Below are 24864 nucleotides of genomic sequence, written 5' to 3' on the forward strand. Positions count from 1 at the left end.
ATTTTAAGGATATTTTTTAGTTTGGAGAAAAAATATGATGGAGTTAATAACTAAGGAAAAATTTTATAAATTAATGGAAGAATATTCTGAATATATTTTTTGGCGAAAATACGAGGATATATCTGAAAACTTATTACAAATATTGAAAGAAGATATTTACAAGAATGAAAATTCATACGATATACTGACGCCTTTTAAAGAATGGGGAAAAGATTGGTTATTGAAATACGTATACAAATATCAGCCTAGAACTGGAAAAATTTTGAAGGAAAACTCTAAACTTTTTGGTGGAGTAGATTTAGATACTAAATTAGAGTATACAGAAAAAGGAGAATTGGGAAATACTTTCTTAGGATTAGAATGTAGTAATACAATAATTGAAATTGAAAGAGATTTTTATGGAAATAACTTATGTGATAAAGAGGAAAATAAAACTATATCTAAAGAAATAAATAGGTATCATTCTCTTCCAGAAAAAATAAAGATGGCTTATTTTTATAGGTTTAGTGGCTTTGGAACTAGTGGAATCGGATCTGTATTACCTCGTAACAGCTGGGATAGTTTTGATGAATATATGGACTCGTACAAAATTCCTAAAGGGAAACAGAAGAGATGGTATAAATGGATGGAACAATTTATGCCAAAATTTGATTTGAAATCATTGGGCGGAACATGTACGGATTTTATGAGTTTTTTGGATACAAGATATGAAGGAAATGAAAATGAAATTGAAACAACGCTATTTGTGAAGACACATTTAAAAGATGGAATTGTATATGCAATACAAAATGGCGATATAGAAAATATGAAGATACTTAGCAACCCAGCTGAAGCGATAGATAGATATTGTGAATATGTTTTGACAATGCATAAGACGGATTTTGATTTTACTCCATATTTTGAAGCACTAGAAAAACTGAATGGAAAAGGAGCAACTAATATTTCTATGGAAGAGGAAGATTTGTATATGGTGGAAATAAGGGTGGCATATATAAAAGGTAAATATATAGGTAACAAAGAAAAGGAGTTAAAATGGTATGAACAGATGAAATGGTATTTAGATTTTCATTCATTTGAAAATAATTATGTAAAATTAAGAACAGATGATGGTTGGCTAAATCAAGATAATTCATTAAAATATTTAGATACATCAACAGATAAAAGAATAAAAGAAATGATAGAAAAAAATGAAGTTGAAGAAATACAAATTTTTTCGATTTTAGATAGAGGAAAACCAACTGGTGAAAGTGATGCTGTTGTTTTTATAACATTTAATAAAAAAGAAGGATTAACTACTTTTCACGTATGGGATGATTATACGGAAGAAACGGATATGAATGAAAAAATAAATGAAATGAAATTGTTAATAGAACCAGAAATAGAGGAAATATTCGACTGGAAATGCAAAAATAAATTTCCTTATGATTATGTAAAATTTGGAAAAAAAGGATTAATCTCTGAAGCGAAAATAGATAGAATTTATAAGAAAACAACGAAGTGAGCAATAAAAAATGTGTAAAAGAACTAATTATTATATAAGACAAATAAATGGCAATAAAGTAGATTTAGAAGAAGCATTAGAAATGTTTGAAATAAAATATAAAAAGTTACTAAAATTTAAATATGTTTCACAAGGAGCAGGGTTAGATTTGATTGATGTAGTAGAAAATAATCATTATATATCTAAAAGTTTAAGCATAAAAATACTAAATGGAAAAATTTTTTTGGAAGTATTTGATGAAGATGAGGAAGAAGATTATGAATATTATTATTATATAAATCCAAATGCACCGATAGCATTGACATATTATCCAAATTATCCAGATTTAATAGACAATAATCTGCATAAAGTTCCTTTAAATATGTTCGTAGAAGATAAAGAATTTGTTTGTGAAGTTATAAAAGATTTTTTTGATAAAGGAAATACTGAAAAAATAAAAGAAAATTATATTAAGAATAAGTGGATAATGGATAAATACAAATAATAAAATTAATTTTTTAGAGTATTTATGAGAGGAAGTAAAATGTTAAGAGATTTTAAAAAAGAAAAAGAAATGCCAAAAGAAATTATTGAAAAATATAAAGGACAAGTACTAAATGAGATTATAGAAATCTGGAAAAATTATGGATTGGGAAATTTTTTGAATGGGTATCTAAGAGTAATAAATCCAGATGATTACAAAGAATTGGTAGAAGAGACTTATTTTAGTGGGAAAGAATCAATACCTTTGTTTACAACAGCTTTTGCTGATGTGATAACTTGGGAAAATAATAATATATAGGAATAATTTTTTACAGGGAAGAAGATTTTGATATAATAGATTCTGGAATGGATTTCTTTTTTACAGATATATACACTGAAGATAGTCTTAGAAATGAATTTTTTGATTTAAATTTATATGAAAAGGCTGTAAAAAAATATGGAGAATTAGAGTATAATCAAAGTTTTTGTTTTGTTCCATTATTAGGGTTAGGTGGGAAGAAAAGTGTTGATAATTTAGATAAAGGGGATACTTTGACACATATTTACCTGATTACGGAGCTTGTGGGGAAAGTAGGAATAGATGATTAGAATTAAACTGGAATATCAAAATAAACTTAATAAATGATAATTTTACAAAAATAGGAGAAAAAAGTGATGAAAGAATCATTATATGGGGAAAAGAAAAGAGTAAAATTGCTTGAAAAAATTTTAGACAAAATGAATAATCCAGCGAGTGATATTCAGGTTATTCATGTTAGCGGGACGAATGGAAAAGGTTCGACTTGTTATATGATTAATAGCATTTTTTGTGAAATGGGATATAAAGTTGGGTTATTTACGAGTCCTCAAATAACGACAATTTACGAATTGATTAAGGTTAATGGAGTTGAAATTACTGAGCTGGAATTTGAAGATTGTAAAAATAAGTTAAGACTGGTTTTGAATGAGCTGAGTTTGGATTTGGAAAATGATTTATCGTATTTTGAAATGGTGTTTTTGATTGCGATGATACATTTTAAAAATAAGAATGTGAATGTTTTGATTTTGGAATGTGGGCTTGGAGGGGAACTGGATGCAACGAATGCAGTTTCAAAAATTGATTATACTATTTTTACAAAGATTGGGATTGATCATAAAAATATTTTGGGGAATACGATTGAGGAAATTTGTCAAACAAAATCAAAAATTATAAGAAAACAGAGCAATGTTATAATTGCTCCAAATCAGAGAAATGTAGTTTATGAAATTTTGGAAAAAGAAGCAAAATATAAAAATTGTGATATTTTTTTAGCTGAAAAAAATATAAAAATTGAAAAAGTCGAAAATATAGAAGAAAATAGCCAAAATATTTACGAAAAAGAAGATTTAAACTTTGAAAATGGTTCAGAATTTCAAGATAAAGTTAGAGCTGAAATAATTGGAAATTATAATTTTGGGAAAAATTTTAAAAATAATGAGTATTTTTTTAAATTTGGGCTAAAAGGTGAACAACAGCTGGAGAATCTAGCGACAGTTTTAACGTGGTATTTTAGATTTTTTGACAATTCTAAAAATAGTGTAGAAAATACGGATGAAATATTAGATAGAGCTTTGGGAACATTACAAATTGCAGGACGGATGGAAAAAGTTGAGGAAATTAAAAATGTGTATTTGGATGTGGCACATAATGAGGATAGTCTCGAAGCATTTGTAGATTATGTTAAAAAGAATTTTGATAATAGAAAAAAATTTTTTGTAGTTGGATTTTTAAAGGATAAGGAAGTGGAGAAATGTGTGAATCTTTTAAAAATGGCTGGGGATAATTTTATATTGACAGAGCCGAATAATGAAGAAAGAAAATTGGATTCAGAGATTTTGGAACAATATTTTGAAGATAAAAAAATTGAAAACTCTAAAAATATTATAATTTCTGAAAAAAATATTGAAAAGGCTTTTTTGAAAGCATTGGAATTGAGGGAGAATGAAGATGAGTGTATTTTTGTAGTTGGATCATTTTACTTGTTAGGAGAAGTAAAGAAGGTTATTGAAAAATATTTTTAATTTAATCAGAATAAATATTAAAACGGAAAAAACAGACATATCATTTAAGAAGGGAAAGAAATAAAAAAATGATTAAAATCAATGAAATTAAGAATAAGGATTCAAAAAATATTGTTATTGAATTTAATGGAAATAGAGAAGAACTACGTAAATTTGAAAATTTTTTGGAAGAAAAAAATATTTTTTCATTTAATAAAAATGAATGGATTACAACCATTTTTAAATATTCAGAATTAAAACAGTTAGTTGAGATTTTGAAAATAGAAAATAGTTTTGAATTTGAAAAGGAAATTGAAAAATTGGAAGAGATTTTACAAGAAAATAGACTGATTTGGAAGGGGAATAGGTTTGAGTTTGATTTGACAACTGAGTCGGTTATTTATTCAATTTTGAATATTACTCCAGATTCATTTTATGATGGTGGGAGAAATTCGAGTCTAGATAAGGTTTTGAAGCGAATTGAAGAAGATGTTAGAAATGGGGCTAAGATATTTGAATTTGGGGGGAAATCGTCGAAGCCTAATTTTGATGATATTTCGGCAGAAGAAGAATGGAATCGGATTGAAAAATATATTGAGGCTGTGAAAAAGGAGTTTCCAGATATTGTGCTGGCTTTGGACAGTGATACTGAGGAAGTTATTGAAAAAGGACTGGATGCGGGTATTGATATTATTAATGATTTTAACGGATTTACTTCGGAAAAGAAATTGAAATTAGTTGAAAAATATAAACCTGCGTTGGTTGTTATGAATAATGGACGGTTTGATGAAATTCCGAACTTGAAAAATTATTTGGAAAATTATTTTGATGAGCGGGTAAAAGCAATTTTAGAAACTGGAATTGAAAGAGAAAAAATTTCGATAGATCCAGGAGTTGGATATTCTTCAAATAACAGCATGAATACACCTGAAGATATGGAAAGAATTAAGTCGGTAAAATATTTGCGAGATATGAAATTACCAATTATGATTGCAATTTCAAGAAAAAGTTTTAATGAAAAAATATTTGGGCTGTCGCTGGAAGAAAGACTTATGGGAACATTGATGTTTGAGGGTCTGATGGTCCAAGATGGTGGAAGGATTTTAAGAGTTCATGATGTAAAGGAAACTAGGGATATTTTGAATATGTTGGAAGTTTATAATAAAATTTAATTTTATACTCGAACCCGTTTAAAATTAAACTATTAAAAATTATACAAACTTAGGGTTTGAGTAAATAGTCATAGCCTTTGAGTTCTGTTTTAAACTGGTTTTACTATAAAATTAAAGAAAATATCCAAAAGGAGAAGATTTTGAAAATTGAAAATATAAATTTTTTGAAAAAACATTTACAAAATTTAGCAGAATACGAGCCTGAATTGAAAACAAAAATTGAAAAAATTTCGGAAATATTATCACAAATGAAAATAGAGGATTTAACGAACAGAAAATCAAAAGTTCATTTATCAGCAAGTGCAGTTGTTTTTAATAAAAATAAATGCTATTTTATAAAACATCCGTATTTAAAAACTATTTTACTGCCAGCAGGACATGTAGAAAATGGTGAAATGCCTTTGGATACTGCTATCCGTGAATTTTTGGAAGAAACTGCATTTTTTGCGAAAGTTGATGAAAATATGCAAAATTTTGGATTGATTGATGTTAATGTGATTGATATTCCTGAAAATCCTGTGAAAAGTGAAGGGGAGCATATTCATATTGATTTTCGATATAAACTTATTTTGGATGAAGATAGAGAAGCGCAAAAGGCTGAATTGGAATGGTTTTTGCTAGGAGAAAATGAGTCTGATGAGGAATTTAAGGGGTATTATAAGTATTTGGAATAATAGGAATGATGAGGTACAATATAATATATAAGATCTGTCAAATCAAATTATACAAGAAAGAGCTTTGTAGGAAGCTTCAGATGATTTGTTTATAATGATAAGGAAGTAAAAAAATAGAGTTTTTTATAATAAAGGTAAATTCATAAAAAAGGAGACGTGAATAATATGAAAAAAATAATTTTAAGTTTATTTGTATTGCTAAGTTTATCAACTTTTACGCAGGGAAAATATCGAATAGAAATAGAACCATCGGCAAAAATATTTCAAAATGTTATTCAAAGTTATAATTCTCAAATTGAAAAAGAGGTCAGCAAAATATATTCAAAAGAAGAAATGTTTGGATTGATAGAAAAAATAAATTAGATTACAATACCAAAATTAGAAAAGCCTATAACAAATTGAAAAATTATAATAAGCATATTGAAAGGAAATATGAATTATGAAAGAAAAAAGTTATAAATATATATTACCAGATCAGAATAACACCCCTAATGAAAAAGAAACAAATTATCAATCTATGATTATAATAGGAGCAAATGGTTCTGGAAAAAGCAGATTAGGAGCTTGGATAGAACAAAACAATCTAGATAAAGTCCATAGAATAAGTGCTCAACGTTCATTAACGTTTAATAAATATATAAATCTAAAACCTTATGAAGCAGCTATAAATTTACTTACTTATGGTAATGAAACTCCTTCACAAAATCATAATTATCGTTGGGAATGGGATGGAGAAAAATATAATAATATAACATCTATGCTTAAGGATTACGAAAATGCACTTTCAGCCTTAATTGCAATGCAAACAAAACAACAGGACAAATTTATAAAAGATTGTAAACAAAAAGAATTGCAAGGAGAAAAGCATGATAAAGTTCCTGAAATGGTTTTAGATAAACTAAAAAGAATTTGGAATACTATATTTTCTTCACATAGGACAATAGATATTAAAGATGGAAAAGTTATAGGTATCTTAAATGATTTTGAATATGAAGGTAGAGACATGAGTGATGGAGAAAGAGTTGTCTTATATCTTATAGCACAGTGTCTATGTATCCCTAAAGATAAAATAATTATAATTGATGAACCTGAAATTCATTTACATCGTTCCATTATAGATAAACTTTGGACCTCCATTGAAGCTGAAAGAGAAGACTGTTTTTTTATTTATATTACACATGATACTCAATTTGCAGCTATTCATAAAAATTCAGAAAAACTATGGATTAAAAATTATGATGGTACAAATTGGAATTTTGAGGAAATAAAAGATAGTAATCTTCCAGAACAACTTTTATTAGATATTTTAGGTAATAGAAAGCCTGTTCTATTTGTAGAAGGAACAAGTGATAGTTATGATACTAAACTATATTCTGAAATATATAAAGACTATTACATAATACCATGTGGTAGTTGTAGTTCAGTTATAACTCAAACAAAATCTATGAATGCCAATGAACAATTACATCATTTAAAGTGTTATGGAATAATAGATCGTGATTATCGAAATGATTATGAGATAGAGGTTTACAAAAGAGACAATATTTTTGCTCTAGAAGTAGCAGAGGTAGAAAATTTATTTTTAACAGAAGAATTACTTTGTGCTGTTAATAAGATTATGGAATTTGATAATAATTCAAGAATAGAGGATATTAAAAAATATATTATTGAAGAACGCTTTGCTAAAGAAATTGATAAACAAACATGTGAAGCAATCGTATCCGAGTTAAAGTTCAAACTCAATACAGCATCTATATCAAAAGTAAATGAAGAAAAAGCAAAAGAAACTTTAGATAACGCCTTTAACGAAATATCATATGATAATATAAAAATAGAACAAACACACAAATTTAAACAAATTTTAGATTCTCATGTATATAAAGATATTTTAAAAGTTTTTAATTGCAAGTCGCTTTCAAAATCAATAGGGCATTTTTTGGAAATAAATAATAAAGAATATCAAAATTTTATACTGAGACAAATAAAAGGAGAAAAAGCAAATGATATTATTAATGCTATAATTCCGTATTTACCAGAAGATATCCCTATATAATTATATTTAATCATTCTAAAATTTATTAAAAATTAATTGTGATAATAATAAGAAAAGTGAATATACACTACTAAATGTAAAAAAATTCAAAAACTCTAAGTTGCTAAGAATATTTTCAATACTTGGAGTTATTTTAAAGGAGGGGAATGTGATTGAAAAATTCAAATGAACGAATTCAATTTATAGCAAATTATATTTCTGAAAATAAAACTTATGTAAAAGTTAAATTGGGATTTCCTATTAATATGGATGAAATGAAAAGTATGAATAGTATCGATAAAATGCTAGAAAAAGCCGAGGAGAGTTCTAAAAAACTTGATGCTGCCTTTAAGAAAAAAACAGGAAAAACAATGGAAAAATATTCAAAGTCAATTTCAGAAAAAGATGAAAAAGCAATGAAAAAATTTTTTGAAATAATGGGAGAAATTCAAATGGAAATTATGGATGAAGAGTTTGCCAAAATAACGAAAAATGGAAAATATGTCGGAAGAAAAGAAATTTTAGAGGCTAATAGGAAGAATGGAAAATGGGTAATTGAAAATCCTAATTTTGGATATTAAAATAATATTAAGACAGGGAAAACAAATTTGAATAGTAAAATTAAAGCAGAGAAAATATAGTAAAAATAATACACCGTAGTTCAAAAAGATGGTATCAAATAAAGAAGGGAATCTATTGTAAAAAGAGTAAGGAAGTATAAAAACTTCCTTTTTTTGCAATTATTTTGATTATATGGTAAGATAGAAGTAAAACAGGTGTGGAAAGTGAAGTAAATTATGAAAAATTATATAAAAAATATGAGTAAAAAAGATTTAGTGTTACTAAATATACGGAAAATGTATGATTCGTATGGATATAAAAAGATTTCTCTTCCGAGTTTTGAGGAATATGATTTATATAATGAAAATAAGGATTTTATTGATAGAAATGTATTGACTGTTATGAGTCCGAATGGAAAATTGTTAGCGTTGAGACCCGATATTACGTTGTCGGTTGCTAAAAAGGTGTCTAAAGATCAGTCTTTGAAATACAGTAAAATTTATTATCAGGAAAATACTTACAATTTGACAAAATATGTTGGTTACGAAGAGGATGAACAGCTGGGGATTGAATTAATTGGAAAAGAATCGACATTTTTGGATTTTGAGATTATTAATCTTGCAGTAAAAAGTCTGGATATTATAAATAAAAAAAGTATGATTGTTTTATCGCATGCGGGATTTATTTCTTCGATTTTTGAAAATTTTGATTTGGAATATGAAATAAAAGAAGAAATATTGGATTGCATTAATAGAAAAAACAGCCACGATATACAAAAAATACTAAAAAGAAATGAACATATTTCAGAAAATGTGAAAAAATTAATTTATAAAATTCCTGAATTGTCGGGGAATTTAGAAAATATTGAAAAGGAACTTTTAAAATATGAAATAAATGTCAATACGAAAAAAATATTATCTGAACTTAAACAGCTAAACAGTTTATTGATGAAATTTTACAAGAAATCAAAAATTATATTTGACTTTTCTGTTGTAAAAAATCTAAATTATTACAACGGAATTATTTTGCAAGGGTATATTGAAGGCTTTCCAAACGTAATTTTAACTGGTGGCAGATACGACAAATTGTTTGAAAAATTTGGAGTTGATACTGGAGCAGTTGGATTTGCGATTTTGACTGATGGATTGAAAGGGTATTATAAGGATAGGGATAAAAAAGATTTTGAGGTTTTGATTGCTTATGATAACAGTGATTTTGAAAAATTGGTGGAAATTGTGAGTGATTTTCAGAAAAAGGGGCTTAGAATAAGGACGGAAAATATTGAGAATTTAGGTAAAAGTGATTTTGAAATTTTTAATTTTGATGAGAAATATGTTTTTCAAAACGGGGAATTGAAAAAGGAGGAATAGTATGATAAATATAGCTCTTCCTAAAGGGAGATTAGGAAATAAAGTGTATAATTTATTTGAGAAAATAGGTTATGAAAGTTTGGAAATGAAGGAAGATAATAGGAAATTGATTTTTGAGAATGAGGAAAAAAATATTAGATTTCTTTTAGTGAAGCCGTCGGATGTAGGGGTTTATGTCGAAAAGGGAAGTGCGGATATTGGAGTTGTAGGAAGGGATATACTGCTTGAAGAAGATCCTGATGTATATGAATTAATGGACTTGGGATTTGGGAAATGCAGGTTTTCGCTTGCAGGACCGATGGATTTTAAGGAAAATTTCGATAGACCTCTTGTGGTTGCAACAAAGTATCTTAATGTGGCGAAAAAATATTTTGACTCAATTAATAGGGATGTAGAGCTTATAAAATTAAATGGTTCTATCGAAATAGCCCCAATTCTGGGACTTTCTGATGTGATAATGGATATAGTTGAAACTGGGACAACTTTGAAGGAAAATAATTTGAAGATTCTTACAAACATCGAAGATATAAGTGCCAGATTTGTTGCCAATAAGTCAAGTTACAGATTTAAGAATAAAAAAATTGAGGAAATTGTTAATAAGATAAAAGAAATTTTGTAAAATAAAAAAATTGATAAAAATATTTTAAATATAATAAAAAAGTGAAATGGAGTGATGCGTTATGATTAAGACAATAAAGTATTCAAAAAATGTTGATTTGGAAAAGGAGCTTGCTAGAAGCCAGTTTTCGTACGATGATGTAAATGAAACTGTGGAAAGCATTCTGAAAGATGTTAAAGCTAGAGGAGATAAGGCTTTGATAGAGTATACTGAAAAATTTGATGGTGTAAAACTGGAAAATCTGGAAGTTACACAGGAGGAAATTCAAAAAGCCTTTGACACAATTGACAAGGAATTAATGGAAGTTATTCAGTATTCACACCACAACATCAAGAAATTTCACGAAAAGCAAGTTAGGAATGATTTTTTAATAAGACAGGAAAATGGCGTAATTTTGGGGCAAGTAGTTAATCCGATTGAAAAAGTTGGACTTTATGTACCTGGTGGAACAGCGGCTTATCCTTCGACTGTGCTTATGAATGCAGTTCCAGCTAAAATTGCTGGATGTGATGAAATTATAATGGTAACACCTCCAACTGCAGATGGAACAATTTTATCCTCTATTCTTGTTGCGGCAAAAATTTCTGGAGTTGACAGAATCTTTAAAGTGGGTGGAGCTCAGTCAATAGCTGCTCTTAGTTATGGTACGGAAACTATTCCAAAGGTATATAAGATTGGCGGGCCAGGAAATATTTACGTTGCAATGGCTAAAAAAATGGTTTATGGGGAAGTTTCGATTGACATGATAGCAGGACCGAGTGAAGTGCTTATAATTGCTGATGAAAGTGCAGACCCAGTTCATACAGCGGCAGATTTATTGTCACAGGCGGAACACGACAAACTGGCAGCCTGCATATTAGTTACGACTTCTGAAAAGTTGGCAAATGAAGTTACTAAGGAATTGGAAAAGCAGTTAAAGGAATTGCCAAGAGAGGAAATTGCAAGGACATCGATTGAAACTCAGGGAAGAATAGTTATTGTAGACAATATGGATGATGCTGTCTTTGTAAGCAATTATGTTGCACCGGAACATTTGGAACTGGCAGTAGAAAATCCATTTGAATTATTGCCAAGAATAAAAAACGCAGGATCAATATTTATGGGACACAACACGCCTGAACCAATTGGAGATTATCTAGCAGGCCCAAATCACACATTGCCGACAAGCGGTACTGCCAAATTCTCTTCTCCACTCTCAGTAGACGATTTCGTTAAAAAATCTTCGTTTATTTACTATTCAAAACAAGGACTTGAAGAAGTTAAGGATAAAGTAATTAGATTTGCTGAAAATGAAGGGCTTACAGCACATGCTCGTTCAGTTTCAAAAAGATTTGATAAATAAAAAATAGAATTTGTCTGAAAACAGATTTTTAATAATTTTTATAAGATTGAAAATTATAAATTTCTAGTTTTCAGGCTTTTTCAAAATATTAAAATTTTTCATTTTTAAAATAAAAAGTATTTAATTTTTGGAAATTTTTATTTTAGAAAAGAAAAAATTGTGAAATTTGAAAGTTTTTTGATTTGAAAATAAAAAAATTGATTATTTTTCTTTTTTTGGTATACTTTGTATGAGGTGATTTTATGATTAAAAAAACTGAATACTTGAAAAAATTGAAAAAAGTCAAGGATAATTTTCATAAGTTTATAATTTCGATGGATGAAATAGATTTGAGCGAAGATGGAATTAGGCATATAAATATTTTAGATTTTTTGCAAAATACAGTATAAAACAAATAAATTAAAATAAAAAAATAATAACAAAATATTGGAGGAATTAATGAAAAAAATACTACTAGGATTGTTTATTTTGGGAACATTGGGAATGGCACAAAGTAATTATGAGGTTTATGTAAAAAGTGGGGTTAAAATTTCACAAAGTGAAGTTGATAGGGATAGTAAAGAAATTGAGAATCTTGTAAATAAAGAAATAATTGAAAGATATAATACAGAAGGTAAAAAAACTATAAAAGGACTTTATCGTGAATATATGAATAAATCAATTGATGAATTGGTGAAAAATGTTCCTAAAAAACAAAAACAGGCTGCAAAAGAGTATTTTAATAAAATAAATGAAGTTATGGGAAAAAATTTTTTAGGTGAAATTGATAATTTAAAAATTTTTGTTAATGAAATTTCATTTTCAGAAAAAAATAAAGCAAAAGTTAAAATAGTATCGAAATTTAAAGATATAGATAATATTGATACTGATAAAATTATTGATGAAGCAATTGAAAAAGCTAATATTTCATACAAAGAACTTGAAAATATAGAAAAAATTAATAAAATAAAATTTGATAAATTTTATAAATATCTTGATGAAGAAATTAAAGAAAAGCTGAACAATTTTGATTATGATGAAAATTATTCAGAAATAGAAGTAAAAAAAATTAATGGAAAATGGGAATTAGAGTATGATTTTAATACTTATCTAAATGAAATTATGAATGGGTTTAATACAAATGATGATTAAATGAAAAGAGGAATATAAATGAGTAAATTTTGGAATGATAAAATAAAAGAAATAGAGCCTTACATACCGGGAGAGCAGCCTAAAGACAAAAAATATATTAAACTTAATACAAATGAAAATCCTTATCCGCCATCAGCGAAAGTTATAGAAAAAATAAAATCTATGAATTTGGAAGATTTGAAATTGTATCCAGATCCAGATGTAATGGAGCTTGCAAAAGTTATTGCTGAATATTTTTCTAATAAAATAAACGATAAAGTTACACATAAACAGGTGTTTATTGGAAATGGATCGGATGAAGTTCTGGCATTTATTTTTATGACATTTTTTAATGCGGGAGATAAAGTGTATTATCCCGATATTACATACAGTTTTTATCCAGTTTATGCCGATTTATTTAATGTGAAGGAAGTCAAAATTCCTTTAAATGATAGTTTTGAAATTGAAATTCAAAAATATTTTGGCTTGAATGGGCATATAATTATCACAAATCCGAATGCACCAACTTCGATTGCTTTAAAATTGAATGAAATTGAAGAAATAATAAAAAAAAATCCAAATCAATTGGCTGTTATTGATGAAGCGTATGTTGACTTTGGGGCAGAAAGTGCTGTAAAATTAATAAATAAATACGATAACGTTCTTGTAGTTCAAACATTTTCAAAATCACGTTCTATGGCGGGAATACGGCTTGGATATGCACTTGGCTCCGAAAATATAATTGAAGGGTTGAATAGACTGAAATTTTCATTTAACTCATACACAATCGACAGAATTTCAATTGAAGCTGGAATTGAGTCGTTTAAGGATGATGAATATTTTGAAAAAACTAATGCTAAAATTATTCAGACTAGAGAAATAACGGTTGAAAAATTGAAAAAATTAGGATTTAAAGTGTTAAATTCAAGTGCTAATTTTATTTTTATTTCTCACAACAAAGTTTTCGCAGGCGATTTGTATAAACAGCTAAAAGAAAATGGAGTTTTAGTAAGATATTTTACAAAAGATAGAATTGATAATTATTTGAGGGTTACAATTGGGACGGATGAGGAAATGCGGATTTTTATTGAGAAATTGGAAGATTTGTTGGAAAAATAATGTAAATTAAAAATAAAATGAATATGCAAGGGGGTAATTCCCCTTGTCAGAATACTGATTAGATTAGAGCCAACTTTCATAATAATCTACAAAATCTTCTATTATTTCTTTTCTTGTTCGAGTATATTTATCTTCTATCCCACCATTTTCCAAACTATCAATCCATTCGCTATCAATCATAGTTCCAACATCCATATCAATTTTATATTTTACTTTTTCTAATAACGGAACATCAGAAATATCGCCTAAACAAAACAAATATCCGCACAATACACGTAGACATTCAGAACTATCATAAAAACATCTTTTTCTCTCTTCAACTGCTCTTTCAAATTCTTCATTTATTAAAGAAATTATTTGATTTTTATCAATTTTATCAAAGTCAAAACCAAATCTTTTTATAAAATTTTCAGCTCTCTCATCAGAAGTAAGCATATTTTCACCTCCTATATTTTTAATAAATTAAATTATCTACTAAATTATAACACGATTTTTAATATTTCAAAACAAATTTCTTGTTTTTTGGTCAATCTTGAAAAAGAGAAAAAAATAGATTATACTATTTATAATTAAAGGTATAACGAAAGGATAAAGTTATGAGAAAATCTAAAATTGAAAGAAATACATTTGAAACAAAAATAAAAGTTGAATTAAATATTGATGGAACTGGGAAATATGAAAATAATACAGGGGTTGGATTTTTGGATCATATGCTTGACTTGTTTGCGAAGCATGGGAAATTTGATTTGAAGGTTTATTGTGATGGGGATACGCAGGTGGATGATCATCATAGTACCGAGGATATTGGGATTGCATTGGGAAAATGTTTTTATGAAGCTTTGGGAGATTTGAAGGGGGTAAGAAGATATGGTAACTTTCTTTTGCCGATGGATGAGGCTCTGACGTTAGTTGCTGTTGATTTAAGCGGAAGATATTTTTTGAATTTTGATGTGAATATTCCGACTGAGAAAGTTGGGACTTTTGACACAGAATTGGTGGAAGAGTTTTTTATTGGCTTTACACGGCATTTGAATGCTACGTTGCATATAAAGAATATGGCAGGGACAAATTCACATCATATAATTGAGTCGATTTTTAAGGGGGTTGCTAGAGCTTTGGCAGAGGCTGTAAGTATTGATGAAAAGTATAAGGATGAGATTCCTTCGACTAAAGGGGTTTTGGTTTAATGGGAATTAAGAAGATACTGTTTATAAGTATGTTGTTCAGTAAATTCGTTTACCAAACCATTGTTTAATGAAAATGTAACAAAAGAATTAAAAGAAACCACAATAAATTTATTTATTGAAACTTCTTTTGAAAAAAATATCAAAAAAAATTAGAAAATCAGAAATAAAAATAAAAATTTAAGGGGAATAATATTAATTTATTTCCCCCAACAAATTATTTAGTTTTTTAAAATTATTGTTCCAATAAAAAGTCTATAATTTTTTTTCTTTCAATTCCATTTATGTTGAATTTAGTTAAATTATCCATAGAAAGAACGTATTTAGGATAATTATCTTTAATGTCCTTTAATGGCGCAAATTCTCGTTCAACAGTGTCGTCAGAAGCCAGAAGATAAGTAACTTGAATGTATAATTTTTCATTTTCTCTTTGTCCTATAAAATCAATTTCTTTTGTCTTTAGCTTCCCGATATTTATATTGTATTTTCTTCTTAATAATTCTAAATAAATAATGTTTTCAAGATGGCCGGCAATATCATTTGCTCTATATCCTAATTGAGAATGTTTTAATCCTAAATCAAGAAGATAAAATTTTTCTTGCGTTTCTAAAATGGATTTTCCTTTTATGTCGTATCTTTGAACTTTTGAAATAATATAGGCATTTTCAAGTGCTTTTAGATAATTGTAGACGGTTTCAGTGCTTAACTTTCTGCCTTGATTTTTTAAAAAATCTGAAATTTTTTTTGCAGAAAAAGTATTTCCGATATTATCAAAAATAAATAAAATAACTCTTTCCAGTAATTCAATATCTCTTATATTATTTCTTGAAATAACATCTTTTAATAAAACAGAATTATAAATATCAGTCAAATATTGATAAATCGAAGTTTTATCTTGACTAAAATTATGAATGGCAGGCAGTCCTCCAAACTTCAGATATTGTTCAAAATACTCCTCTGTAGTGTAAATTTTCTGTGGATTTTGAATTTTAGAAAATTCTATAAATTCTTTAAAGGATAAAGGGAAAACTTTTATTTCAATATATCTTCCAGCGATATAAGTGGCAAGTTCAGAAGATAATAAATTAGCATTAGAGCCTGTAATATAAATGTCGCAGTTCAAGTCCACCAATAATGAATTTATTGCTTTTTCCCAAGAATCAACTTCCTGAATTTCGTCAAGCAATATATAGATTTTTCCAGTTATATTTTGGGATTTATCAATAATATAATTGTATAAATTTTTAAAATTTGTTAATTCGGCAAACATTAAAGACTCAAAATTAATAAAAATAATATTTTCCTTGTTTATCCCATTTTCTTCAAGTTCTTTAGATATTAATTTTAATATCATAGATTTACCACTTCTACGCATACCAGTAATAACTTTTATTACAGGTTTATCCATAAATTTTCTGATTTCTTTTAAATATTGTTCTCTTTTTATCATTTTATCACCGCCTATATAAGAAAATTATAGCACTTATTATAAAGTTTTTCAACTTATAAAAGAAAAAATACAAAAATTTGTAATTTATTTCTGTTATATAAGAAAAATTATCAAAAGTATTTCCCTATCTTTTTTTGAAATTATATGATAAAATAAAATAAAACAATATTTTAAGAGGAAAAGTATAAATATGGAAGAAAAAGAAACGATGAATATTAATGAAAATAGTAAAGAAAAAAATATGAAAAAAAGAAAAAAAGGAGTAAAGGAAATTGTGTATACGGGAATGGCATTTTATGGGAAAAAGTTAAAGTGGAGTGTAAAATAGTGAAAAATAATTGATTATATGAAGTACAAAAAAAGCTGATTATATTTTGCTTCTTTTTGTTTATACGATATAAATTCTAAATTTAATAAAAAGTAAAAAATTGTTTTTATAGTAATTTTATGGTATAACAAGAATGAAGAAATATATTTGGGAAAATAAAATGCAGAAGCAAGCAATGATAACTTCTATTCAAAATATAAAATGGGATTCGCTACAAGCAATAAAATTTTATAAAAGTAATTAATGAATCAAAGGATATTTCAAAAGAAAAATATGAAGCACAAAAAATAATGAATAAAATTTTAAATACTGGAAATAATATAAAAGAAATAGAAACACTAACTTTATTTGGTAAATTGAATAATAGAAGGATAGAATTGATAAAACAAAATAATGAAGTGTATAAATAAACAATAAAATAGAAAGGAAAATTTTAAATTATGATAGCAGTGATTGATTATGGGGTAGGAAATCTTTTTTCCTTACTTTCTTCTTTAAACTATGTCGGACTGGATACGAAGCTGACTAATAATATTGAAGACATAAAAAATGCTAAGGGGATAATATTGCCAGGAGTCGGGGCTTTTAGAGATGCTATTGGGAATTTGGAAAAATATGGGCTAAAAGAGACTTTGATAAATGAAGCGAAAAATGGGAAGCCGTTTTTGGGAATTTGTCTTGGTATGCAGATGCTTTTTGAAAAAAGTTATGAATATGGTGAATATGAAGGACTTGGGCTTATAAATGGAACTGTTGAGGAAATAAAAAAATACATTCCTGAAAACTCTGATTTGAAAATACCTCACATGGGATGGAATAGTTTGATTATAAATGATAGTTTTAAGGATGATAAAATTTTAAAAGATGTAAACGATAACGAATATGTTTATTATGTTCATTCATATTTTGCAAAAACAGATATGAAAAATATTGTCGCATATTCAGAGTATGGGACAAAAATACCTGGAATTGTAAAAAATGAAAATGTCTATGGAATGCAGTTTCATCCTGAAAAAAGTGGAGATACTGGATTGAAGTTATTAAAAAACTGGGGAGAATTAATAAAATAAAATTAACATTATGATTATTTTGTTTAATTTATTGATTTTCTAGCTTTGATAACTTATTTTTTTAATTGAGAAAGAGGTATTTATGAAAAAAATGATATTATTGATAAGCCTTTTTGTTGTAGTGAATATGAATGCTAAAAGCCGAAGTGAAATGATAAGGCAGGATTTGTCAAAATTAGGAGTTTCTCAGGAAATAATAATAAAAACAATAGAACTGGATAAAGAAATACCTAATGTAGCTAGTGAACCTGATAGGGAAAAAGTAAAAAATCTGGCATTAAAAATTGAAGCATTGCTGAAAAAGAATGAGAAGAATTTTGTATTGTCAGAAAATTTGATAAATATTTATAATGCACTTGGAAGAAGTGATGCTGAAAAATTAAATAATTTGAAGCGGTATGAAAAATATAATCCTTATGAAGTGTCAAAATTATTTTTTTCAAACATGTATTATTCTAACAAAGGAGATACAGTAGCGTTTGATAAAAATTATGAAAAACTTAAAAGGGAATACCCTGATTATTTAATCACTAGAATTGCTGTAACATATACGATAGGAAGAGATGCAATCTGGAATGTTATGAAAAACGATGAAAAAGCCGCACTTGCAAGTTTAAATTCCATTATGAAGATGTGCGATGATAAAACAAAAACGGAAGAATCACATATTTCTGATGAGCAGGCGTGGGCATATAAATTGACGATGGGATGGTTTGCTATAAGTTTTTATTTAAATGAGAACCGTACGCAGGATGCAATTGATTTTTATTATGAAAACTTTGAAGGAAAAAATAAGCCAAGTGAAGAAATATTGTACTACAACAGGTATCAAAACTGGTATATAAAATCGGAGCTTGCAAAGGCGAATAAAACTGATTTTTACAATAATAAGAAAATATTTCAAAAAAATCTGGATAAAATAAGAATGCTTGATTAACATTTTGAGATTTTTTATCAAAGTTAGAATTTCGAGTATGGTTGTTGGAGCAGATATTCCAAACATGTGGATTTTTCCTTTGTGTTTTGGAATAACCGAACTTTTTTGAAAAATTTTGTAGTACATCAAAAAATAGAGTTGTAAAATAAAAGTATATAATATTTTAAGGAGATTAAATTATGATAGAGATTTTTCCAGCGATAGACTTACATAACGGTCAGGCAGTGCGACTGAAACAGGGAGATTATAATCAAGTGGAAGTGTTTTTTAAAAATCCTGTTGAAGTTTTGGATTTTTTTAATAAAAATAATTCAAAAAATCTTCATATTGTAGATTTGGACGGAGCAAAAGACGGAAATACTAAAAATTATGAAGTTATAAAGGAACTGGTTGAAAAAAGTGATTTTTTTGTTCAAGTTGGCGGTGGAATCCGTGATGAAGAGAGAATAAAAAAATATATTGAGTTAGGTGTAAATAGAGTTATTTTAGGAACGATTGCTGTTGAAAATGAAGAGTTTTTAAGAGAAATGATAAAAAAATATGGAAATAAAATTGCAGTTTCTGTGGATGCGAAAAATGAAAAAGTAGCTGTAAAGGGATGGACAGAAACCGTTGAATTAAATTCAGTTGAGTTTTGTAAAAAATTATCGGACATTGGAGTAAAAACAATAATTTATACTGACATTTCAAAAGATGGAATGTTAAATGGTACAAATCTTGAAATTTATAAAAAATTGTCCAAAATAGTAAAATCAAATATTATAGCTTCTGGTGGAATTACATTTTTAGATGAAATAAAGGAACTTAATAAAAATGGGGTTTACGGAGCTATTGTTGGAAAAGCGATTTATTCTGGAAATCTTGACTTAAAAGAAGTATTGGAAGTTAGCAAATAATATTTTAAAAATTGTTTAAGCATATTAAAAGAAAGTGGGTGGTAAAAATGCTTGCAAAGAGAATTGTTCCCTGTTTGGACGTAAGAAATGGGAAAGTAGTAAAAGGAGTTAATTTTACTGGGATAAAAGAAGTTGATAATCCCGTTGAGTTAGCAAAGTTTTATAATAAATCTGGTGCAGATGAACTTGTTTTTTATGATATTACGGCAACTGTTGAGGAAAGAGGTCTTTTTACTGATATTTTAAAGGAAGTGGCAAGTCAGATATTTATTCCACTTACTGTTGGTGGTGGGATAAATACACTAGATGATTTTGACAGAGTGCTAAAAGCGGGAGCAGATAAAGTGAGTATTAATTCAGGTGCGATAAGAAATCCAAAATTAATCGAAGAAGCTGCAAAAAAATATGGAGATCAGTGTGTTGTTTTGTCAGTCGATGTAAAACGGGTTGATGGAAAATTTAAAGTTTTTGCAAAAGGCGGCAGAGAAAATACTGGAATTGATGCAATTGAATGGTTTGTGCAGGGGCAGGAAAACGGTGCTGGTGAAGTTGTTGTAAACAGTATTGATACGGATGGAGTTAAAACTGGCTTTGATTTAGAACTTTTATCAATTTTGGCTGAAAAATTGTCAATTCCGATAATTGCATCAGGTGGAGCTGGTAATATGGAACATTTTAAGGACTTATTTAAAATATCAGGAATTGATGCGGGACTCGCAGCTTCGATTTTTCATTTTAAGGAAGTGGAGATTATGGAGCTGAAAAGGTATCTGAGGGATAATGGAGTGGAAATGAGGATTTGACGTAATTGATATTTAATTTTAAAATAAAAAAGAGAGATAAGATAATCTCTTAATCTCTCATTAGTTTTCATTTTTTAAAATAGAATCTATATCTCTATGGCTAAAAACAATACGTAAAATAATTATACTTTTTAAATTATCATTTACAGAATAATATAAAACGTAGTTGCTAATCAATTTTTTTCTAATAATAATAGATTCAGATAAAAATTTATTTATAACTTTTGGACAACTGTTTGGAAATAATTGAATATTACTAACATCTTCTTGAAATTTATTAATAAAAGAAAATGCAGCTGTTGGATTGCCTAAATCTATTTTGATGTAATAAAGAATTTGTTCTAAATCATTTTTAGCACTTTTAGTAAATTGATAAGAATATTTAGATTCCATATTTACCTCTTAATTCATTAATAGTATTTTTGCCGTCTAAAATATTGTTATTTTGAACATCTTTTATTCCATCAAGCAGAAGTTTTGCTTCTTCAATTTCACGCATAGTTCGTTCATAATATTCAATATCCATTACTACTAGGCGTCCATAACCATTTTTAGTTATAAATACAGGTCCTTGTTCTTCAGAACAGTATTTTTCAATTTCAACAGTATTTTTTAAATCACGAATAGGGATAATTTTCATAGTAATACACTCCTTTACATATACATATTATTTATACCTATATTATACCATAAATTATGTCACAATAAAATTAAATTTTGAATTTTTAGAAAGTGAATATAAGAAAAGAAGAGATTTAAAAAAAAATATTCGATTTTAAAATTAGGTCTTTTTGGAAGTTTTTCAAAAAATATTAATACAAATGATAGCGATATTGATATTCTTGTAAAAATGGAATTTAAGAAGGGGATGTATCAGAATTTTTGTAGTTTACATAAAAAACTAGAAGAAATTTTTCAAAAAAAAATGGATTTAGTTGATGAAAGTATGTTTGAATATAAATTTAAAAATCCGAAAGTTCAGAAATACAAAGTTGATATAAAGGAAGAAATTTTGGAGAGTGTAATTTATGTATAAAAAAAGAAGAAACTTCAGTGGGGAACAAGTTTAGAAATGCTTTATGAAGTTTCTGTTTTTGAAATGGAAGATTTGTTAAAGTATATTTACATATTAAGAGAAAAATTAGAAAAGAGGTAAAAAATGAATATAGAACAAATAAAATTTGACGAAAAAGGGCTTGTTCCCGCAATAATACAAGATTATTATACAAAAGAAGTGCTGACTCTTGCGTATATGAATAAGGAAAGCCTAGAAATAACTTTGAGAGATAAAAAAACTTGTTTTTATAGCAGAAGCAGACAGGAATTATGGTTAAAAGGAGAAACTTCGGGAAATTATCAGAATGTTGTTTCGTTAAAATATGATTGTGATTCGGATTCCTTGCTAATAGAAGTAAAGAAAGAAGGTCCTGCTTGCCATACTGGCTCTGAAAGCTGTTTTTTCAATTCTTTATTTGAAGCAGAAAATTACAGTAATTTTAGTCCTGAGAAACTTTATAATTTAATAAAAGATAGAAAGGTTAATCCTGATGAAAAATCATATACAAGTTATCTTTTTGAAAAAGGACTTGATAAAATTTTAAAAAAAGTAGGAGAAGAATGTACAGAAGTTATTATTGGTGCTAAAAATAATGATAATGATGAACTGAAATATGAAATTGCAGATTTGTATTATCACACTTTGGTATTAATGATTGAACAAGGGCTTACTATTCAAGACGTGAAAAATGAACTTGCTAAAAGACATGTTGTCGATCATAAAGTTAAACAGGAAAAAATGGGTAGAGAAAAGTAAAAAAATATTTGTTTAAAAAGGATATTTAATATGGAAAATAAAAATCATTTAAAAGAAATCATAGATTTTGACAAAAGTGTAAAAAAAACTGAAAAAAGTTTAATTTTTAATGATGAATTTTTTAAAGAGTGTGGAATAGTGAAATATCGTTTTCTTTTTGAAGAATATGACATTTTATATTTTAAATTTGGAACATGTTGTAAAAATTGGAGGGGTGATATTTTCTTTATTGAAAAATTAAATTTTTCCGATAAATATCAGCATCAGTGGCATTCAGCTTTCAAATTTGTATTAAATGATATTGATGGATATGAAAATATGCTAACACTTTCAAAATACGACAAAAAAATTCGTTTAGTATTTGATACTCATACAAGAGCAGAGTTTCAAGATATTACAATTGCGTATAGTTTTGATGAATTAATAGATGGACTTTATTTAAGTGATAATTAAGTCACTTAATACAGAACATCACAATATAAGGAGCTGATAAAAATGCAAACTAAAAAAACAATTTTCCCATCAAATCTTCATGCTCACACGTTCTACTGCGACGGTAAAAACAATGCTGAAGATTATATTTTAACTGCAATAGAGAAAGGTTTTACAAGTGTTGGGTTTTCAGGACATTCTTTTACGGTATTTGATACAGAACCGTGCATGACCGAACAAGGAACGCAGGAATATTTAAAGGAATTAAAAGAACTAAAAGAAAAATACAAAAATAAAATGCAGGTTTATATTGGAATCGAAGCTGATTTTTATACTGGGTATAACAAGGAAACTGATAAGGAAATGGGACTTGATTTTAGAATTGGATCTGTTCATTATGTGAAAGATAGAGAAAAAGATGAGTATTATTGTGTTGACAATACGCCTGAAGTTTTGGAATATGGGATAAAAAATTATGTGGATGGAGATGAAAGAGCGTTTATTGAAGCATATTTTGATAATATTGTGGAAATGGTACATACTCAAAAGCCTAATATTATTGGGCATTTGGATTTAGTACGAAAATTTAACAAAAATTTGAAATATTTTGATGAAAATGCTGACTGGTACAAAAAGAAAGTAGAATACGTACTGGATGAAATAGCAAAAACTGATGCGATTATTGAAATTAATACTGGTGGAATGTCAAGAGGATGGACACAAACTCCTTATCCGAGTGTTCCAATACTGGAAAGAATATTAGCTAAAAATATTCCAATTACAATTTCTTCTGATGCACACGAAACTAAAAATATTGATTTTTATTTTGAAGAAAGTCTTGAAATTGCCAGAAAAGTTGGGTTTAAGAGTGTGAAGATTTTGGATGGTGGAGAGTTTAAGGATTTTAAGATTTAATGAAAAATATAGAGTGAGATATTGTCAATAAATTTTAAAATACTTATGGAGAAAAGTAAGATGAAAGAAACTTATTTTATTTACCGAGATAAAAAAGCATTAGAAAGACAAAGTGACGGAGTTGAATTTTGTAAAATACCTGAATTTTATGATAATAAAATTTATTTTTATTGTGCAGAATATATGATCTTTTGGACTTCGATTGAAGATATTGGAGATTTGAGTAAAGCAAAAGATTTTAAATTAAAGAATAAAATAATTCCAGCCACTTTGAAAGAAATTTGTAGTAATGGATTAGTTGATTATATTAATTTTATTAAGCAATATTATATTCAAAATAAAAAAATTTTAGGTGTTACGTATATTCGTTTATAAGGAGATTGATTATGATAATTTTGAAAAAATTAAGGAAAAAAACAAACTACTTAGCTGTTCTAGCTATTTCAATATGTATTGCAGCAACTTTAAGTACAGCAAATGATATTTATGAAAATCTATATTCTTTTAGATCTAAGCGAAAGGTTGAGAATCCTGATCCAGATTCTGAATTGAAACAAAAGGTTAAGGATAGAATAAGAGACGTTTCCACAAGATCAGAAGCTGAATCAAGACTGGTTTGGATCGAACTGCCTGTCTGGCGGCTAAAGGATGGAAAAAAGGTTTCTGACACAGAGAAAATTCAAGTTTTGGATGTTTTGGCAGATGAGGTAAAGGAGATTTTTCATGAGATACATAAAGGCAAGGAAAAATTTCCGATAAAAAGGTTAATTGGATATTCATGGCGTGGAAGTTTTAAAAGCCTTCACAGTACAGGGCGGGCAATAGACTTGAATCCCGAAGAAAATCCACAGGTAAACAGTAACGGAAAAGCTATTGTCGGAAAAAGCTGGGAACCAAACAGCAATCCATATTCTATAAAACCTGACGGAGATGTAGTGAGAGCCTTTACAAAAAGAGGATGGGTCTGGGGAGCAAACTTTAGAACACGAGATTATATGCACTTCGGCTTTGATGAAATGTAAAAAGTTTAAATA

At 27.6% G+C, this 24864-nt stretch carries 32 protein-coding genes; 28 read left to right on the top strand and 4 right to left on the bottom strand.

Annotation, left to right across the window (positions count from 1 at the left end):
- The first annotated feature begins 34 nt into the window (after positions 1–34).
- From QU666_RS06710 to hisC, 16 genes are all read left to right on the top strand, one after another.
- Entirely contained in the window at positions 35–1501 is a 1467-nt protein-coding gene (locus QU666_RS06710; protein WP_021768645.1) for a hypothetical protein, read from the top strand.
- Positions 1502–1511: 10 nt separating this feature from the next.
- Positions 1512–1985, top strand: a complete 474-nt coding sequence (locus QU666_RS06715; protein ID WP_021768646.1) for a hypothetical protein — start codon at positions 1512–1514, stop codon at positions 1983–1985.
- A 39-nt stretch (positions 1986–2024) separates the two neighbouring features.
- Positions 2025–2282 carry a GAD-like domain-containing protein gene (locus QU666_RS06720; protein ID WP_232218403.1) on the top strand — a complete coding sequence of 86 codons (258 nt, stop codon included), beginning with the start codon at positions 2025–2027 and terminating at the stop codon, positions 2280–2282.
- Positions 2283–2329: 47 nt separating this feature from the next.
- The gene (locus QU666_RS06725) at positions 2330–2572 is read left to right on the top strand and encodes a T6SS immunity protein Tdi1 domain-containing protein (RefSeq protein ID WP_021768648.1); all 243 of its coding nucleotides are present in this window, start codon (positions 2330–2332) and stop codon (positions 2570–2572) included.
- Positions 2573–2638: 66 nt separating this feature from the next.
- Positions 2639–4024: a folylpolyglutamate synthase/dihydrofolate synthase family protein gene (locus QU666_RS06730; protein WP_021768649.1), complete on the top strand. Its 1386-nt coding sequence runs from the start codon at positions 2639–2641 to the stop codon at positions 4022–4024.
- A gap of 68 nt (positions 4025–4092) precedes the next feature.
- Positions 4093–5175 (top strand): dihydropteroate synthase, encoded by a 1083-nt coding sequence (gene folP, locus QU666_RS06735; protein ID WP_021768650.1) that lies wholly within the window; start codon positions 4093–4095, stop codon positions 5173–5175.
- Positions 5176–5315: 140 nt separating this feature from the next.
- Complete coding sequence (locus tag QU666_RS06740) at positions 5316–5849, top strand: NUDIX domain-containing protein (RefSeq protein WP_036070180.1); 534 nt, start codon at positions 5316–5318, stop codon at positions 5847–5849.
- A gap of 165 nt (positions 5850–6014) precedes the next feature.
- A complete protein-coding gene (locus tag QU666_RS06745) occupies positions 6015–6212 on the top strand; it encodes a hypothetical protein (RefSeq protein WP_021768652.1) in 198 nt (65 codons plus the stop codon).
- Between the two features lie 76 nt (positions 6213–6288).
- Positions 6289–7902: a DUF4435 domain-containing protein gene (locus tag QU666_RS06750; RefSeq protein WP_021768653.1), complete on the top strand. Its 1614-nt coding sequence runs from the start codon at positions 6289–6291 to the stop codon at positions 7900–7902.
- A 152-nt stretch (positions 7903–8054) separates the two neighbouring features.
- Positions 8055–8462 (top strand): hypothetical protein, encoded by a 408-nt coding sequence (locus tag QU666_RS06755; RefSeq protein WP_021768654.1) that lies wholly within the window; start codon positions 8055–8057, stop codon positions 8460–8462.
- Positions 8463–8678: 216 nt separating this feature from the next.
- Complete coding sequence (locus QU666_RS06760; RefSeq protein ID WP_021768655.1) at positions 8679–9812, top strand: ATP phosphoribosyltransferase regulatory subunit; 1134 nt, start codon at positions 8679–8681, stop codon at positions 9810–9812.
- A 1-nt stretch (position 9813) separates the two neighbouring features.
- The gene (hisG, locus tag QU666_RS06765) at positions 9814–10431 is read left to right on the top strand and encodes an ATP phosphoribosyltransferase (RefSeq protein ID WP_021768656.1); all 618 of its coding nucleotides are present in this window, start codon (positions 9814–9816) and stop codon (positions 10429–10431) included.
- A gap of 61 nt (positions 10432–10492) precedes the next feature.
- Complete coding sequence (gene hisD, locus QU666_RS06770; RefSeq protein WP_021768657.1) at positions 10493–11773, top strand: histidinol dehydrogenase; 1281 nt, start codon at positions 10493–10495, stop codon at positions 11771–11773.
- A gap of 242 nt (positions 11774–12015) precedes the next feature.
- Positions 12016–12162: a hypothetical protein gene (locus tag QU666_RS06775; protein ID WP_021768658.1), complete on the top strand. Its 147-nt coding sequence runs from the start codon at positions 12016–12018 to the stop codon at positions 12160–12162.
- Between the two features lie 49 nt (positions 12163–12211).
- Complete coding sequence (locus QU666_RS06780; protein WP_021768659.1) at positions 12212–12904, top strand: hypothetical protein; 693 nt, start codon at positions 12212–12214, stop codon at positions 12902–12904.
- 18 nt (positions 12905–12922) lie between these two features.
- A complete protein-coding gene (gene hisC / locus QU666_RS06785) occupies positions 12923–14002 on the top strand; it encodes a histidinol-phosphate transaminase (protein WP_021768660.1) in 1080 nt (359 codons plus the stop codon).
- 63 nt (positions 14003–14065) lie between these two features.
- On the opposite strand, the gene QU666_RS06790 is transcribed toward hisC, so the two are convergent.
- On the bottom strand, positions 14066–14437 hold the full coding sequence (locus QU666_RS06790; protein ID WP_021768661.1) for a hypothetical protein: 372 nt from the start codon (positions 14435–14437) through the stop codon (positions 14066–14068).
- 161 nt (positions 14438–14598) lie between these two features.
- Here QU666_RS06790 and hisB point away from each other — a divergent pair, with 161 nt between their 5' ends.
- Entirely contained in the window at positions 14599–15189 is a 591-nt protein-coding gene (gene hisB, locus QU666_RS06795) for an imidazoleglycerol-phosphate dehydratase HisB (protein ID WP_021768662.1), read from the top strand.
- A 232-nt stretch (positions 15190–15421) separates the two neighbouring features.
- On the opposite strand, the gene QU666_RS06800 is transcribed toward hisB, so the two are convergent.
- Entirely contained in the window at positions 15422–16636 is a 1215-nt protein-coding gene (locus QU666_RS06800) for an ATP-binding protein (protein WP_021768663.1), read from the bottom strand.
- A 190-nt stretch (positions 16637–16826) separates the two neighbouring features.
- On the opposite strand from QU666_RS06800, the gene QU666_RS06805 reads away from it, so the two are divergent.
- The 5 genes from QU666_RS06805 to hisF all read left to right on the top strand — a co-directional run bounded on the left by QU666_RS06805 (position 16827) and on the right by hisF (position 20670).
- Complete coding sequence (locus tag QU666_RS06805) at positions 16827–16964, top strand: hypothetical protein (RefSeq protein ID WP_021768664.1); 138 nt, start codon at positions 16827–16829, stop codon at positions 16962–16964.
- A gap of 440 nt (positions 16965–17404) precedes the next feature.
- Positions 17405–18034 carry an imidazole glycerol phosphate synthase subunit HisH gene (gene hisH / locus QU666_RS06810; RefSeq protein WP_021768665.1) on the top strand — a complete coding sequence of 210 codons (630 nt, stop codon included), beginning with the start codon at positions 17405–17407 and terminating at the stop codon, positions 18032–18034.
- 82 nt (positions 18035–18116) lie between these two features.
- Entirely contained in the window at positions 18117–18971 is an 855-nt protein-coding gene (locus tag QU666_RS06815; RefSeq protein ID WP_021768666.1) for a hypothetical protein, read from the top strand.
- Between the two features lie 179 nt (positions 18972–19150).
- Positions 19151–19867, top strand: a complete 717-nt coding sequence (hisA, locus tag QU666_RS06820; RefSeq protein ID WP_021768667.1) for a 1-(5-phosphoribosyl)-5-[(5-phosphoribosylamino)methylideneamino]imidazole-4-carboxamide isomerase — start codon at positions 19151–19153, stop codon at positions 19865–19867.
- 47 nt (positions 19868–19914) lie between these two features.
- Positions 19915–20670, top strand: coding sequence for an imidazole glycerol phosphate synthase subunit HisF (gene hisF / locus QU666_RS06825; protein ID WP_036070182.1), 756 nt, complete (start codon positions 19915–19917; stop codon positions 20668–20670).
- A gap of 60 nt (positions 20671–20730) precedes the next feature.
- Here hisF and QU666_RS06830 read toward each other — a convergent pair whose 3' ends face one another.
- Together QU666_RS06830 and QU666_RS06835 are read right to left on the bottom strand one after the other, a co-directional pair.
- Positions 20731–21063, bottom strand: coding sequence for a type II toxin-antitoxin system RelE/ParE family toxin (locus QU666_RS06830; RefSeq protein ID WP_021768669.1), 333 nt, complete (start codon positions 21061–21063; stop codon positions 20731–20733).
- Positions 21053–21310, bottom strand: coding sequence for a type II toxin-antitoxin system Phd/YefM family antitoxin (locus QU666_RS06835; protein WP_015769455.1), 258 nt, complete (start codon positions 21308–21310; stop codon positions 21053–21055). Before QU666_RS06835 ends, QU666_RS06830 begins: the two co-directional genes overlap by 11 nt.
- Positions 21311–21442: 132 nt before the next feature.
- On the opposite strand from QU666_RS06835, the gene QU666_RS06840 reads away from it, so the two are divergent.
- The 6 genes from QU666_RS06840 to QU666_RS06865 all read left to right on the top strand — a co-directional run bounded on the left by QU666_RS06840 (position 21443) and on the right by QU666_RS06865 (position 24852).
- A complete protein-coding gene (locus tag QU666_RS06840) occupies positions 21443–21706 on the top strand; it encodes a nucleotidyltransferase family protein (RefSeq protein WP_156908192.1) in 264 nt (87 codons plus the stop codon).
- A gap of 123 nt (positions 21707–21829) precedes the next feature.
- Positions 21830–22483, top strand: coding sequence for a bifunctional phosphoribosyl-AMP cyclohydrolase/phosphoribosyl-ATP diphosphatase HisIE (gene hisIE, locus QU666_RS06845; RefSeq protein WP_021768671.1), 654 nt, complete (start codon positions 21830–21832; stop codon positions 22481–22483).
- A gap of 30 nt (positions 22484–22513) precedes the next feature.
- The gene (locus QU666_RS06850; RefSeq protein ID WP_021768672.1) at positions 22514–22936 is read left to right on the top strand and encodes a hypothetical protein; all 423 of its coding nucleotides are present in this window, start codon (positions 22514–22516) and stop codon (positions 22934–22936) included.
- A gap of 42 nt (positions 22937–22978) precedes the next feature.
- The gene (gene hisJ, locus QU666_RS06855; protein ID WP_021768673.1) at positions 22979–23830 is read left to right on the top strand and encodes a histidinol-phosphatase HisJ; all 852 of its coding nucleotides are present in this window, start codon (positions 22979–22981) and stop codon (positions 23828–23830) included.
- Positions 23831–23875: 45 nt separating this feature from the next.
- Complete coding sequence (locus QU666_RS06860; RefSeq protein ID WP_021768674.1) at positions 23876–24205, top strand: hypothetical protein; 330 nt, start codon at positions 23876–23878, stop codon at positions 24203–24205.
- Between the two features lie 11 nt (positions 24206–24216).
- The gene (locus QU666_RS06865) at positions 24217–24852 is read left to right on the top strand and encodes a M15 family metallopeptidase (protein ID WP_021768675.1); all 636 of its coding nucleotides are present in this window, start codon (positions 24217–24219) and stop codon (positions 24850–24852) included.
- Positions 24853–24864: the final 12 nt, after the last annotated feature.

It is taken from the genome of Leptotrichia sp. HMT-225, assembly GCF_030644325.1.
GTDB classification, from domain to species: domain Bacteria; phylum Fusobacteriota; class Fusobacteriia; order Fusobacteriales; family Leptotrichiaceae; genus Leptotrichia; species Leptotrichia massiliensis.

What these genes read in the sequence shown, in the direction of transcription:
- QU666_RS06725 (WP_021768648.1), top strand. Translation starts at nt 2,330, where the DNA reads ATGGATTTCTTTTTTACAGATATATACACTGAAGATAGTCTTAGAAAT.
- hisIE (WP_021768671.1), top strand. Translation starts at nt 21,830, where the DNA reads ATGAATATAGAACAAATAAAATTTGACGAAAAAGGGCTTGTTCCCGCA.
- QU666_RS06830 (WP_021768669.1), bottom strand. Translation starts at nt 21,063, where the DNA reads ATGGAATCTAAATATTCTTATCAATTTACTAAAAGTGCTAAAAATGAT.
- QU666_RS06780 (WP_021768659.1), top strand. Translation starts at nt 12,212, where the DNA reads ATGAAAAAAATACTACTAGGATTGTTTATTTTGGGAACATTGGGAATG.
- folP (WP_021768650.1), top strand. Translation starts at nt 4,093, where the DNA reads ATGATTAAAATCAATGAAATTAAGAATAAGGATTCAAAAAATATTGTT.
- QU666_RS06860 (WP_021768674.1), top strand. Translation starts at nt 23,876, where the DNA reads ATGGAGAAAAGTAAGATGAAAGAAACTTATTTTATTTACCGAGATAAA.
- hisJ (WP_021768673.1), top strand. Translation starts at nt 22,979, where the DNA reads ATGCAAACTAAAAAAACAATTTTCCCATCAAATCTTCATGCTCACACG.
- QU666_RS06760 (WP_021768655.1), top strand. Translation starts at nt 8,679, where the DNA reads ATGAAAAATTATATAAAAAATATGAGTAAAAAAGATTTAGTGTTACTA.
- QU666_RS06865 (WP_021768675.1), top strand. Translation starts at nt 24,217, where the DNA reads ATGATAATTTTGAAAAAATTAAGGAAAAAAACAAACTACTTAGCTGTT.
- hisB (WP_021768662.1), top strand. Translation starts at nt 14,599, where the DNA reads ATGAGAAAATCTAAAATTGAAAGAAATACATTTGAAACAAAAATAAAA.
- QU666_RS06730 (WP_021768649.1), top strand. Translation starts at nt 2,639, where the DNA reads ATGAAAGAATCATTATATGGGGAAAAGAAAAGAGTAAAATTGCTTGAA.
- QU666_RS06710 (WP_021768645.1), top strand. Translation starts at nt 35, where the DNA reads ATGATGGAGTTAATAACTAAGGAAAAATTTTATAAATTAATGGAAGAA.
- hisC (WP_021768660.1), top strand. Translation starts at nt 12,923, where the DNA reads ATGAGTAAATTTTGGAATGATAAAATAAAAGAAATAGAGCCTTACATA.
- QU666_RS06805 (WP_021768664.1), top strand. Translation starts at nt 16,827, where the DNA reads ATGGAAGAAAAAGAAACGATGAATATTAATGAAAATAGTAAAGAAAAA.
- QU666_RS06720 (WP_232218403.1), top strand. Translation starts at nt 2,025, where the DNA reads ATGTTAAGAGATTTTAAAAAAGAAAAAGAAATGCCAAAAGAAATTATT.
- QU666_RS06835 (WP_015769455.1), bottom strand. Translation starts at nt 21,310, where the DNA reads ATGAAAATTATCCCTATTCGTGATTTAAAAAATACTGTTGAAATTGAA.
- QU666_RS06850 (WP_021768672.1), top strand. Translation starts at nt 22,514, where the DNA reads ATGGAAAATAAAAATCATTTAAAAGAAATCATAGATTTTGACAAAAGT.
- hisA (WP_021768667.1), top strand. Translation starts at nt 19,151, where the DNA reads ATGATAGAGATTTTTCCAGCGATAGACTTACATAACGGTCAGGCAGTG.
- QU666_RS06715 (WP_021768646.1), top strand. Translation starts at nt 1,512, where the DNA reads ATGTGTAAAAGAACTAATTATTATATAAGACAAATAAATGGCAATAAA.
- QU666_RS06790 (WP_021768661.1), bottom strand. Translation starts at nt 14,437, where the DNA reads ATGCTTACTTCTGATGAGAGAGCTGAAAATTTTATAAAAAGATTTGGT.
- QU666_RS06815 (WP_021768666.1), top strand. Translation starts at nt 18,117, where the DNA reads ATGAAAAAAATGATATTATTGATAAGCCTTTTTGTTGTAGTGAATATG.
- hisF (WP_036070182.1), top strand. Translation starts at nt 19,915, where the DNA reads ATGCTTGCAAAGAGAATTGTTCCCTGTTTGGACGTAAGAAATGGGAAA.
- hisH (WP_021768665.1), top strand. Translation starts at nt 17,405, where the DNA reads ATGATAGCAGTGATTGATTATGGGGTAGGAAATCTTTTTTCCTTACTT.
- hisG (WP_021768656.1), top strand. Translation starts at nt 9,814, where the DNA reads ATGATAAATATAGCTCTTCCTAAAGGGAGATTAGGAAATAAAGTGTAT.
- QU666_RS06750 (WP_021768653.1), top strand. Translation starts at nt 6,289, where the DNA reads ATGAAAGAAAAAAGTTATAAATATATATTACCAGATCAGAATAACACC.
- QU666_RS06745 (WP_021768652.1), top strand. Translation starts at nt 6,015, where the DNA reads ATGAAAAAAATAATTTTAAGTTTATTTGTATTGCTAAGTTTATCAACT.
- hisD (WP_021768657.1), top strand. Translation starts at nt 10,493, where the DNA reads ATGATTAAGACAATAAAGTATTCAAAAAATGTTGATTTGGAAAAGGAG.
- QU666_RS06775 (WP_021768658.1), top strand. Translation starts at nt 12,016, where the DNA reads ATGATTAAAAAAACTGAATACTTGAAAAAATTGAAAAAAGTCAAGGAT.
- QU666_RS06800 (WP_021768663.1), bottom strand. Translation starts at nt 16,636, where the DNA reads ATGATAAAAAGAGAACAATATTTAAAAGAAATCAGAAAATTTATGGAT.